Genomic DNA, 12,904 nt, shown 5'->3' with positions numbered 1-12,904 from the left:
CGGCGCCGACATCCTCACCGTGGGCAAGTTCGAGATGTCCAGCCGCGCCTATCTCGGCCGCTTCAACTTCAAGGGCGCCGATCAGCAGAAAAAAGTGGGCATGCTCTCCGGCGGCGAACGCGGCCGCCTGCACCTGGCCAAGACCCTGCTCCAGGGCGGCAACGTGCTGCTGCTGGACGAACCCTCCAACGATCTGGACGTGGAAACCCTGCGCGCGCTGGAAGACGCGCTGCTGGAATACGCCGGCACCGTGTTCGTGATCTCTCACGACCGCTGGTTCCTGGACCGTATCGCCACCCACATCCTGGCGGCGGAAGGCGAATCGCAATGGACCTTCTTCGACGGCAACTATCAGGAATACGAGGCCGACAAGAAGAAACGCCTGGGCGAGGAAGCCGCCAAGCCCAAGCGCATCCGCTACAAGCCGATCAGCCGTTAAGAGCCTGTTTACGATCTGCTGCGCGTCGTGAAGCGTGACACAGTGAGTACCGCCTCGAAATGCTCATGTACCTCAAGTACATTCCGCTTTCTCTGCCGTTTTCGCCTTGTCTCGCCTTAGCTCGCGCGATCGTAAACACGCTCTATAGAAAAAAGCCCGGGTTCTCCGGGCTTTTTTCATGCGCTCACAAAATCTTCAACCGCCCGCGGAACTCCTCCAGCCGCTGGTAGCCCTTGGCCTGCATGATGGCGGCCAGCTCCGCCTCGATGCGATCGAAGGCGCTGACGCCCTCCTCGTGCAGGCAGGTGCCCACTTGCACCGCGGTGGCGCCGGCCAGGATGTGCATGAAGGCCTCGGCCCCGCTCTTCACCCCGCCGCAGCCTATCACATGCTTGTCGGCCAGCAGCACGGCGAACTCGCGCACATTGGCCAGCGCCGTCGGCAGCACGTAATCGCCGCCCAGTCCGCCCAGCCCGCCCTTGGGCTTGATCACCGCGGCCTCGCTGTCCAGATCGATCACCAGACCGTTGCCCACCGAGTTGATGCAGGTAACGAAGCGCAGCAGCGGGAAGCCGTTCAGCACCGCGGCCATGGCGGCGAAATGCACCGGATCGAAATACGGCGGCAGCTTGACGCCGAACGGCCGCGCGTACACCCGGCTGATCGCCGCCAGGGCCTCGGCGCTGGCGGCGAAGTCGTAGCCCAGCTGCGGCTTGCCCGGCAGATTCGGGCAGGATAGATTCACCTCCGGCAGGCAGGGCAGCTTCAGCGCCGCCAGTTCGGCCAGAATGGTCAAGGTGTCTTCCAGCGTCATGCCGGAAATGGACAGGAACAGCGGCTTGGCGTCGTCGTAAGCCTGGGCATAGTCCAGGTAATAGCGGTAGCCCTCGTTGGGCAGGCCCATGGAATTGATGCTGCCCAGCGCGGTGCGCCGGTAACGCGGCTCGGGATTGCCGGCGCGCGGCGCCAGCGTGCAGCTCTTGGTCACCACCGCGCCGGCGGCGGAACGGCGCAGCTGCTCCAGTTCCTCCTTGGTGCGGCAATGGACGCCGGAAGCGTTGAACAGGGGGCTGGCCATCTGCATGCCCAGCCAGGAAACGGATAGATCCAGCGTCATCGCGCCCTCCGGCGAATTCATCTGCCGGCGATGATAGACGCAAGCGGCGCCGGCCATGCTGCGCCAAGTCAAAACCGGCGCGGCCGCCGCAAAACAAACGGCCGCCCGGAAGGCGGCCGTTTCAAGACAGAAATATTCGGGGCTTACATTTGCGACTGAATATAGTTCTGCTCGCCCACCATATCGATCAGGCGCAGCTGCTGCTCCAGCCAGTGGGCATGGTCGTTCTCGGTCTCTTCCAGCAGCACCATCAGTTCCTGGCGCGTCACGTAGTCCTGCACGCTCTCACAGTGGGCCACCACTTTTTTCAGCAGATTGCCGACGCGGTATTCCACTTCCAGATCGCTGGCCAGCATCGCTCGCACGTTCTCGCCCACCACGATGGGCACGCGCTTGGCCACGTTCGGCTTGCCTTGCAGGAACAAGGTGCGCGCGATCAGCACCCGCGCGTGCGACAACTCGTCCTCGCGCTCGTGATCGATGCGCTCGAACAGCTTGTGCAGACCGAAGTCCTTATACATCTCGGCGTGGATGAAATACTGGTCCGCGGCGGACAGCTCTTCCGCCAGCAGTTCGTTCAGCAACTCGATGGTTTTGGGATCACCTTGCATAAAACGACCTCTTGTTGTTGTAGTTCAATAACGCCGGCGGGCGCGCCGCCGACGCGAACGGAATTCGCGAACCATTCATTCTAAGCCCTCAAGGCCATAGATGCACGCCGCCTTGATAAAACACGAACGACAACAGCCAGGCCAGGCCCACCGACCATCCCACCGCCAGCGCGGTATAGGCCTTGCTGCGCGACTCGCGATACATCGCCGCCACCGTGGACAGGCAGGGCACGTAGATCAAGGTGAAAATCAGGAAGCTCATCGCCGAGCGCCAGTCCAGATGCTGCAGCAAGGCCGCCCCCAGGCCGGCTTCCGACACCCCGTAAATCACCGCCAGGCTGCCCAGCAGGATCTCCTTGGCGATGAAGCCGAACAACAAGGCCGCCGCCAGTTCGTGGCGTATGCCTATCGGGTCCAGCACCGGCGCCATCAGGTCGCCCAGCGCCTCGGCCAGGGTCTTGCCGTCGCCGGCCGGCACATGGGTCAGCAGCCAGACCAGCACCACGCCCAGCAAGATGAAACTGGACGCCAGTTGCAGGAAGGCGCGCACCTCGCCCACCGCCCGGCCCAGCATATGGCTCAGCCCTGGCAGCCGGTACGGCGGCACTTCCAGCAGAAAGGCCTCGCCGCCGGCGTAACGGCGCTTGAACACCCAGGCGGTGAAGATCGCCACCGCGAAGCTCATCAGATAAAGCCCGGTCAGCACCCACGGCGCCTGCGACGGCGTGAACAGCAGCCCGGCGAAGAACACCACCACCTGCAAGCGCGCCGAGCACAGCGAGAACGGGATCACCAGCATGGTCAGCAGCCGCTGCTTGCGCTCGCGCATCACCCGGGTGCCCATGATGGCCGGCACATTGCAGCCGAAGCCCATCAGCTGCATCACGAAACCACGGCCGTCCAGCCCCAGCCGCGCCATGAAGGCATCGGTCAGATAGGCGGCGCGCGCCAGATAGCCGGAATCCTCCACCATCGCCATCAGCACGAAGAACACCAGCAAGATGGGCGCGAAGGTCAACACCGTCGCCACGCCCTGCCAGATGCCGTCCAGCGCCAGGCTCTGCACAATCGCCGGCAAGGGCGCGAGCAAGGGCGTCAGCGCCTGTTCCTTGATCCAGTCCAGCCCGGCGCCGGCCAGATCCTGCAACGGCGTGCCGATCTGATAGGTCAGATTGAACAGCAGCGCCATCAGCGCGAAGAACAGCGGCAGCCCCAGCCACGGATGCATCAGCCAATGATCTATCTTCTCGGTCAGCTGCGCCGGCAGCACCGGCGGCAAGGCCCAGCAGCCCTCCAGCTTCAACCGCGCCTGCTCCATCGCCGCCCGCGTTTCCGGCACCGCGTCCAGCCGCGCGCGCGCGGCCGGGGCGTCCGCATTCGCCAGCCGGTTCAAACCCGTCATCAGCGGCGGCCAGCCCTGCATGCGCTTGGCCGACACCAGCGACACCGGCGCGCCCAGGCGTTCCGACAAGCGCTCCACATCCAGGCTGACGCCCAGCGCCTTGGCCTCGTCAGCCATGTTCAGCACCACGTGGCAGTTGAGGCCGCTGGCCAGCACTTGCAAAGCCAGTGGCAATTGCCGATCCAGCTGGCTGGCGTTGAGCACCAGGATGGCGCCGTCGAAGGCGCTGGCCTGCAACACATCGCGCACCACCGCTTCGTCGTCGGAATAACCGGTCAGATCATTGACGCCCGGCAGATCCACCAGCTCCACCATGTGGCCGCCCAGCAATAGGCGCGCGCTGCTCAGTTCTATTGTCAGGCCCGGCCAGTTGCCGACGCGCTGCGACATGCCGGTCAGACGGTTGAACAAGGTGGATTTGCCGGTATTGGGCAAACCGATCAGGGCAAAGCGCTTCATGCTTCCAGCCTCGCCACAATGGAACGCGCCAGGCTGCGACGCAGCAGAAAGCGAGTGGCGCCGACATCCAGCAGCAACGGCCCGCCCAATGGCGCTACCCGGCGCACGTAAAAACGGCTGCCCGGCGCCAGGCCAAAGGCGGCGACGCGGCGGAACGCCTCCTCCGCCAGCTCCAGCCGCTCGACCACGCCGTGGCGGCCGGCGGGGAATGCATCCAGTGTCAACATGATGATCCGATCAAGAACGAGAATGGTTTGCATTAGTATATCCAGCCCATTCGCGCCGAACTGCGGCAAATCGCCGCAATTGCGGACTCGCTTGACCTGGGTCAATGGCGCTCCGCTCACGCCCGCGCGCGCGGATTACCCATAGCCGCATGCCGCGCTTGCGGTTAAAATCGCGGACAATCAATCGAAAAGCTACGGGCCAAAGACAATGAGCATCAAATCGGACAAGTGGATTCGCCGGATGGCGGACGAATACAAAATGATCGAACCCTTCGAAGCCAACCAGATCAAGATGGTGGACGGCCAGAAGGTGATCTCCTACGGCACCTCCAGCTACGGCTACGATATCCGCTGCGCCGACGAATTCAAGGTGTTCACCAATATCAACAGCACCATTGTCGATCCGAAGAACTTCGACCCCAATTCTTTCGTGGAAGTCTCCGGCAAGGGCTATTGCATCATCCCGCCCAATAGCTTCGCTCTGGCTCGCACCGTGGAATTCTTCCGCATTCCGCGTTCGGTGCTGACCGTCTGCCTGGGCAAGTCCACCTATGCGCGCTGCGGCATCATCGTCAACGTCACGCCGTTCGAACCGGAGTGGGAAGGCTATGTGACGCTGGAGTTCTCCAACACCACGCCGCTGCCGGCCAAAATCTACGCCAACGAGGGCGTGGCTCAGGTGCTGTTCTTCGAATCCGACGAAATCTGCGACGTGTCCTACAGCGACCGCGCCGGCAAATACATGGGCCAGGTGGGCGTGACCCTGCCACGCCCCTGAAACACTTCCCGCCAGCAAAAAAGGGATGGCTAAGCCATCCCTTTGTCATTTAAATCCCGCCAAATCCGTCCTCGCAATTTCACCTCAATGTTCTAGGATAAACAGAGGGTTAGCTGACTTTCCCGGTTGGTCCGCCCTTGTACAGCAATTGATTTCTTCTTGGGGCGTAGCGGTTCCCCCTTGCCGTTGCGCCCCTTTTTTTATGCCTTCCCCGCATTGCCCTTCCCCCGCTTTCTTGCCATGATCCTCACTTTGACGAAGAGCGGAAACATGCCCGAAATTTATGATTTTTCCATTGAAACGCTGGATGGCCGGCCACTGGCTCTGGAGCGTTTCCGCGGCAAGGTGCTGCTGCTGGTCAACACCGCCAGCGAGTGCGGCTTCACCGCGCAATTGGGCGGCCTGGAACAGCTATACCAGCGCTACCGCGAGCAGGGTCTGGAAATCATAGGCTTTCCCTGCAATCAGTTCGGCGGCCAGGAGCCGGGGGACGCTGCCGCCATCGGCCAGTTTTGTCAGAAGAACTTCGGCGTCAGCTTCGCGCTGTCCGCCAAGATCGACGTCAACGGCGCCGGCGCGCATCCGCTGTGGCGCCATCTCGCCACCGCCAAGCCAGGCCTGCTGGGCAGCCGGCGCATCAAGTGGAATTTCACCAAGTTCCTGGTGGATCGCGATGGCGCGATACAAGCGCGCTTCGCTCCCCAGGTGAAACCGGCTTCGCTCGAGCGCGCGATCGAGAACTTGCTGCGCACGCCCGCGCGCTGAGCGGCGTGCTCAGCTCAATTCGCCGGACACATAAAACCAGCGGCCGTCTTCGCGCACAAAGCGGCTGCGCTCATGCATGCGCTCCGCCTTGCCGCCCACCTTGCAGCGGGCGATGAACTCCACCATCCCGCCAACGTCGGTAGCGCCGCCGGCCTCGGTCGCCAGCACATCCAGGCCCAGCCATTTGACCACGCCCGCGTCCGCGGCGAGATCCAGCGACTGCGGCCGGGTGCTGGCATGCCAACTGGCCAGCAAATAGCCTTCGTCGCCGCGCGCGTAAGCGGTATAGCGCGAGCGCATCAAGGCCTCGGCGGTGGGCGCCGGCGCGCCGGCATCATCCAGATAACGGCCGCAGCACGCGGCATAGGCCGGCCCCAGGCCGCAAGGGCAGGCGCTCGGCGCCTTCTGCGTCTTCTTGCCCATGTTCAGCGCACCAGCGGCGGCAAGCCGTAGAGCTTGAGCAGGAAATTGGTGAACGCGGGTTCCGCCGGTTTCGGGTTCAATTTCGGCCAGCGCCGCATCCACTCGCGCAAGCGCTCATCCATCTTGGCGCGGAAAGCGTCCTGATCGATGCGGCCTGCTTCGCGTTCCGCCGTCAGATAGCGGTACATGGCGAAGGTATTGTCATCGACCGGATTGGCGCCCACCACCTTGAGCCGGAAAGCCCCCAGTTGGTCGGCGGCGGCCAGGCGGGTGAGTTCGCCGCTCTTGACCTTGTCGGCCAGGCGGTTGGCCTCGCGCAGCAAGGCGTCGGTCTTGCCATTGACCGCGGGCGCGGCCGGCGGCCGGGTCTTGGCCGGCGCGGTATCGGGATGCGAGCTGATGGGCACGCCCAATTGTTGCAAAGCGCTGCAGGCGGACAAGCTCAAGGCCATCGCGGCGCACAAGAAAAGACGTTTCATGCCGGGTATTCTACTCCTGTCCTGATTCGTCGCCGCTGGCGCGGCGCATCTCCCTGCGACCATGCCGACAGCCGCAATGTTCCTGCCGCGCAATGCAAAACAGCCTGACAAAGCATGTGTCAGGCTGTTTTCATCGTGGCCACGCGAGCGCGGCACGCTTATTCCGCGGAGTCGCCCGTGGGCTGGGCCGGCGCCGCCTCGGCTACCGCCGCAGGCTTGGGCGCGGACATCTGCTCCGCCGCCTTTTTTTCTTCGGCGCTGACTTCGCCCACCGGTTTGTTGGCCAGATCGAAACGCTTGCCGCCGCGCGCCAGGGATTTGACGTAGCGCGGCTTGCGACAGTGGTTGGCCACCACGCGCGAAATCAGCGTCGCGTCGAACTGGGGCAAGGCCGCGATCAAGCTCTCATGGATGCCCAGCGCCAGCGGCCGGAACTGACGGAAAACGTCGAACTTGCTGTAGACATGATCCGCGATCATCTCGGTCTGCTTTTTCTTGGACAGACTTTGTACAGCGGACTTAAGTGCAGCACCGAGTGCCGTTTCAGTATTTGGCTTCATGAACTTCTATCTAGATCCGTTGGTGCGAAAGCAGCGCATGCTGCCTAATCAAACGAAGCACTGCAACCAGCCTCCCGGCCAGCTTGACAGCGAACGCATAAATGACGACATCGTCATACGGCTTGGCAAGCGCTGCGGCAATGCGAGACCGGCGCGCCGCTCAAGTTGCCGGCCAAGGACGAACTCCGTGAAACTCGTCCCCCGGCCAAGCGGCAGCTCGCGCGGACATGCGCATCGCCAGCGCCGGTATATTCCCGAGCAGGCCACCGTTGGCTTACGGCGGCACCGTCCGGGCTAAGAACTTGTTTGTGACCCGCCGCGCTTCGGCGATGCAGCGTTGCCGCGCCTTCAGAAAGCTCATGCAGCGTATGCACATTTCGCTCCTTCAGCTCTTTTCGCCTTATCCGACCTTTGCGTGCGAAACCTTGAACAGGTTATCACAAAGAAAACATCGCGCACGCCGCGCTGGCGGGGAAGCCCGAGGGCTCCGCGGCCGGGGCAGGCGCTCACGAGGGAGGGAGAGTACTAAGTAATGCCCCTTTATGTCCAGTACTAGACGCCTATTGCGTTTTTTCCCAGTGGATCCCGTCTTTCTTTTGCCACTTTTTCAAGGTCAAGACGGCAAACAGGGCATGAAGCGCGGCCGCGCCAAGGGCGACCGCGCCGGGCTTGCTCGCGTCAAATGCAGGCGACGGGGAAACGGCGGTTCAAACTGTCCCAATCCGTGGCCGCGTCAGGGCCGGCGCTGGCCACGACACAGGCCGCCAGGCGGTTGCCCAGGTCCACCGCGTAGTGCAGCGGCCAGCCGCTGGACAAACCCGCCAACAGGCCAGCGCAATGCGCATCGCCCGCGCCTATGGTATCCACCACCGACACTTGATAGCCGGGCAGATGCCACGGTGCCTCGGTGCCAGGACATACCCAGGCGCCGTCCTGCCCCAGCCGGCAGATCAGCGTCAGCCTATAGTCCTTGGCAAAGCGCTGCGCCGCGGCAACCGGATCGCCGCCGCCGCACAATAGCGCGATCTCGTCCCGGTTCAGGGTCAACAAGGTCTCGGTGTCGCTCAAGGCCGCCAAGAAGGCCGGTTCCAACTGCATCACGCGCGGACCGGGATCGATCACGCGAACCTGCTCCGCAGGCATGGCCAGCAACCACGCGCGCAAAGCCTGACCACCCTCGCCGGCCAACTCATAACCGTTGGCGTACACCAGCGTGTCGGCGGCAAGCGGCAGCTTATTCAATTGCGCTCGGCTCCATTCCGTCTCACAGCCGGAAATCGAAATAAAACTGCGCTCGCCGCTGGGCTCCACCATGGCCACGCACCAGCCATTGTCGCGCCGCTCGTTGCGCAGCAATACCGGCAAGCCCAGTTCGCGCATGGCTTCGTCTATCGCCGCGCCCCATGGCCCGTTGCCCACTGGCATGCCATTGATCACCGGCGCATTCAACTGACTCAATGCCCGCGCCACATTGAAGGCGCAGCCGCCGATCAAGCGTTCCTGCTGCTGTGCTTCGACATCGGCGCCGCTACGCGGCAGTTCGGGCAAGGTCAGCACCACATCGCCCACCGCGCCGCCCACGGTCAGGATCGCCTTGGTGGGATGATAACTAGGACACGGGATGGTCATGCGCGTCGCTCCTTCAGCAACAAATACAATCCATAAGCCAGCAAGCTGGTCGCAAAAGATACAAACAGGCCAAGGCTGGAATCGGCGAAGATGCCACGCGCCAGCGGGCCGTCGACAAAGCCGGTCTTGGTCACCAGCAGGCCGCAGCCGGCGCCCAGCAGCCAGCACAGCAGCGGGCCGGCGCGGAAGGCCTGGCGCTGACCAGACAGCGCCGCGCCGTCATAGCCCTGCCGATGACGCAGCATCAGATAATCGAGCACGAACACCGCCTCCCAGGCGGCCAGGAACACGCCGCAGAACAGCAGGAAGGCGATGAAGGGCCCCAGGAAATCACTGGACACAAACAGGACATAAGCGGCAATCGCCACCACGATCAGCGCATTGATGGACACCGCCTGCGCCTGCCTGACCTTGACGCCTATGGTCAGCAGATTGAGGCTGGCCGAGTACAGGCTGAGCACCGCCATGGTGACGATGCCAGCCGTCGCCGTCAGCAGATAGGGCACCGCCATCCAGGCCGGCAGCACCGAGCCTATCTTGGCGATGGGGTTGGCCGCGCTGGCCAGGTCCGGTATCTGCACCGATAGCAGCACGCCGGTGAAGATCAGCAGCATCAGTGGCAGCGACGCGCCCACCATCACCGCGCCGAAGATGCTGCCGCTGGACGCCCCGGCCCGCTGATAGCGGCTGTAATCGGCGCCGGCTATCGCCCAACTGATGCCGGTGCCCGCGGCGATCACCGACACCGCCGGCCAGAAACCGGTCAGCCAGTCGCCGTCCGGCCGCGCCATGATGGCGCCCCAATTCGCGGTCGACACCACGTACAGGACCACCACCAGGGTCATGCTGCCGAAGATCCGGCTCAGCCAGCTCTGCATCCACACCACGGTGGCCTGCCCGAGCAGGCTGACCACGATGACCAGGCCGATGAACAACAGCAAGCAGGCCGCGGTCAGCGGGCGGCTTTCCGCCATGCCCAGCGCCTGGCACATCGCCGCCAGCGTCAGCGCGCCGGTCACCACGTTGACCGCTTCCCACCCCATCAGGTTGAACCAGCTGAAGGCAGTGGGCGCGGCATTGCCACGCAGGCCGAAAATAGCCCGCGACAAGGTCAGCGTGGACGTGCGGCCGCGCTGGCCGGCAATGCTGGTCAACCCCACCAGCGCGAAACTGGCCACCCCGACCGCCGCGGCCAGCAAGGATTGGTAGAACGACAATCCGAAGCTGGTGACGATGCCGCCGTATACCACTCCGAGGATGCCGATATTGGCCGCCAGCCATACCCAGAACAACTCCACCGGCCGGCCCTGGCACTCATGTTCGGGCACCAGGTCTATACCCGCGCTCTCCAGCCGCCAGCCCTCTCTTGCTTGTGCTTCGCTCATCCCTTCACCCCTTGAAACGCAATGCGCTTAAAGTCTGCGCGTAAGATTCGAAATCGACTCCATTCACTTGCCGGATGCGCTCCCGCCATGCGGCCGGTATCGCCTCCACTCCTCGCAGCGCGCCGCACACCGCGGTTGCCATCGCGCCTATCGTGTCGGTATCGCCGCCCAGATTCGCCGCCAGCACCGCGCAATGGCGCGGATCGCCTTGCGCGCATTCCACCAGCGCGAGGGCGGCTGGCACCGATTCTATGGTGTCCATGCCGGCGCCCAGCGTGTGATACAGCTCGGCCACCACGGCCGCGTCATCCTGCCCGCGCAAGCGCCCCGCCACCTCGAAACCCCAAGCCAAACGCCGGCTCAGCAGCGGGCTGAATGTCGTCACCAATTCCAACTGCGCCTGATCGGCGATGGCGGGCAATTCGGTCTTGATGTCGGACCACGCCGCGCCCTCCACCGCCCGCGACACCGCCCAGGCGATGGCCGTCGCGCCGGCTACCGCGATATCGGACTGATGGGTGGGACTGCAACTGAGTCGGACCGCACGGATGAAAGCCTGGCGATCCCGACTGGACAGCAGGCAGCCCAATGGCGCCACCCGCATCGCCGCGCCATTGGTCACGCCATTGGCGCCAAGCGTATCAATGGACTGGCCGGACAAGATGGCCAGCAACGCGGCTTTTGAACTCGGCCCCAGGATGTTCTTATTGAACGCGTCTATCCCTTCGGCCCAGGCGATGATGTTGCGGGCGATGCGTTCCGGCTCCACCTCTCCGTCCGCCGCGATCAGCGCATCCATCAAGGCGATGGCTTGCTGAGTATCATCGGTGAACTCGCCGGCGGCGAATTCGGACGCGGCGAAATTCTCGGTGGGGCCAGGCAGAAAATCGTCGATCCAGCCAAAGAAACGCCGCACCTGTTGCTGCGGCCAAAGTTCTGAAGGCATGCCCATCGCATCCCCCGCCGCCTGCCCATACAGTGCGCCGAGAATGAATGAATAGCCCTTGCTGCTAGTTGTCAAACCGTACCTCTTGAAACGCATGGGATAGTCACAGAAAACACTCGCCGCCGCGCCAGCGGCAAGGCTTTCGATTGGCATACTATGACAAGTCCAATATAAATCCAATAACACCAGGCTATCCTATCGGTCAGGTAGGCCACCGCTCCACGCCAGCCGCCCTCTCCTACCGCGCGCGCTTTGCTTTAGACTGGGTCCGCATGCACAGGAGTTTGCAACCGATATGATCGATATACTGGAATGTTTGTCCGCCAGCCTCAGCCACGCCGATCCCACCCCGCGCTATCTGCAGATCGCCAATGCGCTGGAACAGGCCATCCGTCAGCACCAGCTGACAGCCGGCGCCTTCCTGCCCACCGAGCGGCAACTGGCGGAAAAACTACGGCTGTCGCGCGTCACCATCAGCAAAGCGATGGCGGAACTGGAAAAAAAACGGCTGATCACCCGGCTGCAAGGCGTGGGCACGCGCGTAGCGCAGGCTTTCTGCTACTCGCTCAACGATAGCGGGGGCTTTACCGAGCAAGTGCTGCGCAATGGCGGCACGGTGGATAATCAATGGCTGCTGCGACAGCGCGAAGCCGCTCCAGCCGCCATCGCAGCCAGGCTGCAACTGCCCGCCGACGCCGAGATCGCGAAACTACGCCGTCTGCGGCTGATGGATGGCGTGCCGGCCGCGCTGGAAACCACCTATATCCCGCTGGCCTTCCTGCCCGAGCCCGAGCGCCTGGAACATTCGCTATATCAATGGTGGGAACAGCGCGGCATCGAGATCGGCCACAAGCGCTTTCGCCTGGCATCCTGCGCCGCGGATCGTGACGCCGCCGCCTTGTTGAATCTGGCCGCAGGCATGCCGCTGCTGCGCATCCAGCAGACCAGCTTGAACGCCGTGCAGCAGGTCTTGGAGTTCAGCGAGGTGCTGTGCCGCAGCGATCTCTATGAATTCGAGGTGCAGCTATGAGGCATGGGGATCGATAAACAAAAAACCCGCCCAGCGCTGCGCTGTGCGGGTCTTCGTCGTCTCGCGGACGGCCAAGCCGTCGTGGTGCCCCGGGCCGGAATCGAACCGGCACGACCGAAGTCGAGGGATTTTAAGTCCCTTGTGTCTACCAATTTCACCACCGGGGCGGGCAAAGAGACGGCGATTCTATCCCAGAGCCGGGCCGCTGGCAAACGGACGCCATCCGCCGAACTCATGGGGAGCGCAGTCTTTCCGCCTGACGCGTAGGTTCAGCGCATGGCACGCATGAATGCACGCCACTCATTGCCCCCCATGTTTGGCGTGTAAAAACACACATATCAACGAGGAGCTGAGCTATGCGCAGCGACGAGCCGATCAAAACAGGGGAAGTGGAAAAGCGCGGGGAACCCGCGCGACAGCACCATACGAGGCGCAGCCTCAGACCAAGCAAAAGCCCCGCAAGTCTTTGACTTACGGGGCTTTAACTGGAGGCGGGGGTCGGAATCGAACCGGCGTAGACGGATTTGCAATCCGCTGCATAACCACTTTGCTACCCCGCCGTTACCGGCGAACCACCAGCCATGGCTGATGATTTAAATTTGGAGCGGGAAACGAGGCTCGAACTCGCGACCTCAACCTTGGCAAGGTTGCGCT

Annotated in this window: 14 protein-coding genes and 2 tRNA genes; 4 read left to right on the top strand and 12 right to left on the bottom strand. The window is 63.2% G+C overall.

All coding sequences use genetic code 11. From position 1 onward, the window contains the following. Positions 1-439 (top strand): ATP-binding cassette domain-containing protein (locus ACE3QM_RS22060; RefSeq protein WP_374424900.1); only part of this gene is annotated, 439 nt, incomplete at its 5' end. Between the two features lie 184 nt (positions 440-623). Here the strand turns inward: ACE3QM_RS22060 and ACE3QM_RS22055 are convergent. From ACE3QM_RS22055 to ACE3QM_RS22040, 4 genes are all read right to left on the bottom strand, one after another. Beyond that, positions 624-1,556 (bottom strand): dihydroorotate oxidase, encoded by a 933-nt coding sequence (locus ACE3QM_RS22055; protein ID WP_374424898.1) that lies wholly within the window; start codon positions 1,554-1,556, stop codon positions 624-626. Between the two features lie 143 nt (positions 1,557-1,699). Then, positions 1,700-2,167 carry a bacterioferritin gene (gene bfr / locus ACE3QM_RS22050; protein WP_048412006.1) on the bottom strand — a complete coding sequence of 156 codons (468 nt, stop codon included), beginning with the start codon at positions 2,165-2,167 and terminating at the stop codon, positions 1,700-1,702. Positions 2,168-2,255: 88 nt separating this feature from the next. Next, positions 2,256-4,028, bottom strand: coding sequence for a ferrous iron transport protein B (feoB, locus tag ACE3QM_RS22045; RefSeq protein ID WP_374424895.1), 1,773 nt, complete (start codon positions 4,026-4,028; stop codon positions 2,256-2,258). Beyond that, entirely contained in the window at positions 4,025-4,255 is a 231-nt protein-coding gene (locus tag ACE3QM_RS22040; RefSeq protein ID WP_197081574.1) for a FeoA family protein, read from the bottom strand. Before ACE3QM_RS22040 ends, feoB begins: the two co-directional genes overlap by 4 nt. 208 nt (positions 4,256-4,463) lie before the next feature. Between ACE3QM_RS22040 and dcd the strand changes: the two genes are divergently transcribed. Then, positions 4,464-5,033, top strand: a complete 570-nt coding sequence (dcd, locus tag ACE3QM_RS22035; protein WP_048412009.1) for a dCTP deaminase — start codon at positions 4,464-4,466, stop codon at positions 5,031-5,033. A gap of 270 nt (positions 5,034-5,303) precedes the next feature. Further along, positions 5,304-5,798: a glutathione peroxidase gene (locus ACE3QM_RS22030; protein WP_048412010.1), complete on the top strand. Its 495-nt coding sequence runs from the start codon at positions 5,304-5,306 to the stop codon at positions 5,796-5,798. A 9-nt stretch (positions 5,799-5,807) separates the two neighbouring features. On the opposite strand, the gene ACE3QM_RS22025 is transcribed toward ACE3QM_RS22030, so the two are convergent. The 6 genes from ACE3QM_RS22025 to ACE3QM_RS22000 all read right to left on the bottom strand — a co-directional run bounded on the left by ACE3QM_RS22025 (position 5,808) and on the right by ACE3QM_RS22000 (position 11,316). Next, positions 5,808-6,221 carry a YchJ family protein gene (locus ACE3QM_RS22025; RefSeq protein ID WP_048412011.1) on the bottom strand — a complete coding sequence of 138 codons (414 nt, stop codon included), beginning with the start codon at positions 6,219-6,221 and terminating at the stop codon, positions 5,808-5,810. 2 nt (positions 6,222-6,223) lie between these two features. Beyond that, the gene (locus ACE3QM_RS22020) at positions 6,224-6,700 is read right to left on the bottom strand and encodes a hypothetical protein (RefSeq protein WP_374424891.1); all 477 of its coding nucleotides are present in this window, start codon (positions 6,698-6,700) and stop codon (positions 6,224-6,226) included. A gap of 158 nt (positions 6,701-6,858) precedes the next feature. Beyond that, a complete protein-coding gene (locus tag ACE3QM_RS22015; RefSeq protein WP_374424889.1) occupies positions 6,859-7,260 on the bottom strand; it encodes a ProQ/FINO family protein in 402 nt (133 codons plus the stop codon). Between the two features lie 678 nt (positions 7,261-7,938). Then, a complete protein-coding gene (locus tag ACE3QM_RS22010; RefSeq protein WP_374424887.1) occupies positions 7,939-8,889 on the bottom strand; it encodes a PfkB family carbohydrate kinase in 951 nt (316 codons plus the stop codon). Next, positions 8,886-10,274 carry a cytosine permease gene (locus ACE3QM_RS22005; protein ID WP_048412015.1) on the bottom strand — a complete coding sequence of 463 codons (1,389 nt, stop codon included), beginning with the start codon at positions 10,272-10,274 and terminating at the stop codon, positions 8,886-8,888. Before ACE3QM_RS22005 ends, ACE3QM_RS22010 begins: the two co-directional genes overlap by 4 nt. A 4-nt stretch (positions 10,275-10,278) precedes the next feature. Beyond that, positions 10,279-11,316 carry an ADP-ribosylglycohydrolase family protein gene (locus ACE3QM_RS22000; RefSeq protein ID WP_374424885.1) on the bottom strand — a complete coding sequence of 346 codons (1,038 nt, stop codon included), beginning with the start codon at positions 11,314-11,316 and terminating at the stop codon, positions 10,279-10,281. Between the two features lie 199 nt (positions 11,317-11,515). Between ACE3QM_RS22000 and ACE3QM_RS21995 the strand changes: the two genes are divergently transcribed. Then, on the top strand, positions 11,516-12,250 hold the full coding sequence (locus ACE3QM_RS21995) for a GntR family transcriptional regulator (protein WP_374424883.1): 735 nt from the start codon (positions 11,516-11,518) through the stop codon (positions 12,248-12,250). A gap of 82 nt (positions 12,251-12,332) precedes the next feature. On the opposite strand, the gene ACE3QM_RS21990 is transcribed toward ACE3QM_RS21995, so the two are convergent. Both ACE3QM_RS21990 and ACE3QM_RS21985 read right to left on the bottom strand, forming a co-directional pair. Then, positions 12,333-12,417: transfer RNA gene (locus ACE3QM_RS21990), tRNA-Leu, on the bottom strand. A 319-nt stretch (positions 12,418-12,736) separates the two neighbouring features. After that, positions 12,737-12,810 (bottom strand) — tRNA-Cys (locus ACE3QM_RS21985). Positions 12,811-12,904 lie beyond the last annotated feature (94 nt).

The organism is Chromobacterium sp. (assembly GCF_041912965.1).
Taxonomy (GTDB): domain Bacteria; phylum Pseudomonadota; class Gammaproteobacteria; order Burkholderiales; family Chromobacteriaceae; genus Chromobacterium; species Chromobacterium aquaticum.
The sequence above is the reverse complement of the archived record's forward strand: the minus strand, read 5'-3'. Positions and strand labels throughout refer to the sequence as shown.

Excerpts from the sequence above, each read along its gene's own strand:
- ACE3QM_RS22055 (WP_374424898.1), bottom strand. The coding sequence starts at position 1,556 with ATGACGCTGGATCTATCCGTTTCCTGGCTGGGCATGCAGATGGCCAGC.
- ACE3QM_RS22040 (WP_197081574.1), bottom strand. The coding sequence starts at position 4,255 with ATGTTGACACTGGATGCATTCCCCGCCGGCCGCCACGGCGTGGTCGAG.
- ACE3QM_RS22025 (WP_048412011.1), bottom strand. The coding sequence starts at position 6,221 with ATGGGCAAGAAGACGCAGAAGGCGCCGAGCGCCTGCCCTTGCGGCCTG.
- ACE3QM_RS22010 (WP_374424887.1), bottom strand. The coding sequence starts at position 8,889 with ATGACCATCCCGTGTCCTAGTTATCATCCCACCAAGGCGATCCTGACC.
- dcd (WP_048412009.1), top strand. The coding sequence starts at position 4,464 with ATGAGCATCAAATCGGACAAGTGGATTCGCCGGATGGCGGACGAATAC.
- bfr (WP_048412006.1), bottom strand. The coding sequence starts at position 2,167 with ATGCAAGGTGATCCCAAAACCATCGAGTTGCTGAACGAACTGCTGGCG.
- ACE3QM_RS22015 (WP_374424889.1), bottom strand. The coding sequence starts at position 7,260 with ATGAAGCCAAATACTGAAACGGCACTCGGTGCTGCACTTAAGTCCGCT.
- feoB (WP_374424895.1), bottom strand. The coding sequence starts at position 4,028 with ATGAAGCGCTTTGCCCTGATCGGTTTGCCCAATACCGGCAAATCCACC.
- ACE3QM_RS22030 (WP_048412010.1), top strand. The coding sequence starts at position 5,304 with ATGCCCGAAATTTATGATTTTTCCATTGAAACGCTGGATGGCCGGCCA.
- ACE3QM_RS22005 (WP_048412015.1), bottom strand. The coding sequence starts at position 10,274 with ATGAGCGAAGCACAAGCAAGAGAGGGCTGGCGGCTGGAGAGCGCGGGT.
- ACE3QM_RS21995 (WP_374424883.1), top strand. The coding sequence starts at position 11,516 with ATGATCGATATACTGGAATGTTTGTCCGCCAGCCTCAGCCACGCCGAT.
- ACE3QM_RS22020 (WP_374424891.1), bottom strand. The coding sequence starts at position 6,700 with ATGAAACGTCTTTTCTTGTGCGCCGCGATGGCCTTGAGCTTGTCCGCC.
- ACE3QM_RS22000 (WP_374424885.1), bottom strand. The coding sequence starts at position 11,316 with ATGCGTTTCAAGAGGTACGGTTTGACAACTAGCAGCAAGGGCTATTCA.